Below are 1,170 nucleotides of genomic sequence, written 5' to 3' on the forward strand. Positions count from 1 at the left end.
AAAGTCCGCGAGGACTTTCGTAAGTAGGCGAGAAGCCAGCAATAAATTATATACGGTGTTAGCTGTAGTTTTTATTCCACTTTGTAACGAACAATGACTTCATTATCCAAAACGACATTAGTAGACCAAATAAATTCAGCACCTTTTCCACTAAATTTTTCTATGAAGTTCATATATGCTTTTTTATTATTTACTCCTATTTCATCTTCAGTATATGTGGTCGCATTTGGCCATTGGCTGTCATTGAAAGTAACGTCAAAACTATTTTCTGGAATTTTCCAATGAATACCGTAAAATGCTGTTCCATTATCAACTCCATCTGTACTGCAATTTGAAGAGATTCTTTTTTCTCCAATTTCACTTAAACAACTTAAATCACTAATAGGTGCAGTATAAAAAGTTTGTGCTTTCCATTTGCTATTTGTAATAGTCCCATCACTAAAGCTGGCTATAAAACCTCCATCTCCAGGATGAAAATCTTTTCCTCTATTATTTTCTGAACCTAAACCTAAATGTTCTTCCCAATCTATTAGTTTTACTGCAATTGTATAAGGTTTTTTTACTTTGAATTTTACAATGTTTGAATTAAATGGTGTAAAAGGTACTGGGTCAACTGCTATTAATTTTCCGTTAATGTAAAGTTCAAAATAATTATCCGCAAAAAGATAGCCTGTAATGATTTCTCCGTCCGAATCTATCTCAAAGACAGGAACGGAATTCATATCTATTTCTGAAAGATTATTTGGTGTTATAGAGTTACATTCATTATATAAATCAGAAGCTTTGGTCGATTCGTTGAAATGATTAATTCCGGGAACTGTCCAACTATTTCCTAAATCATCTTTTATTTCTCCAACTCCTGAAATTCTGCTACCTCTTTGATTACAAGAAATAAGACTTTTAATTTGTGTTTCCGCTAATCCTTGGGTTACGTTTCCTGTTCCATTGTAAATTTTTTCGTTAGTTGTTTCTTTAGGAATTGATTCATTAGTTGATGATTTTGCGTTTTTTTCCTTACAACTGATTATCGTAATTAATAGAAATAGAAATAGAAATAAAATGTTATTTTTCATTATATGAGTTTTTTTAAATTACAGCTAACGTTGTTGTGTTATGGAAAGTTGCGTTTAAAGTGAACGGCTATTTTCCGCAGGAAAATTGTTGTTCGCA

At 31.7% G+C, this 1,170-nt stretch carries 1 protein-coding gene; it reads right to left on the bottom strand.

Going from position 1 to position 1,170, the window contains the following annotated elements; all coding sequences use genetic code 11:
* Positions 1-71 precede the first annotated feature (71 nt).
* Positions 72-1,073 (bottom strand): hypothetical protein, encoded by a 1,002-nt coding sequence (locus GQS57_RS18285; protein ID WP_165734412.1) that lies wholly within the window; start codon positions 1,071-1,073, stop codon positions 72-74.
* Between the last annotated feature and the right edge of the window lie 97 nt (positions 1,074-1,170).

This window comes from Polaribacter sp. 20A6 (assembly GCF_011378915.1).
GTDB lineage: Bacteria > Bacteroidota > Bacteroidia > Flavobacteriales > Flavobacteriaceae > Polaribacter > Polaribacter sejongensis.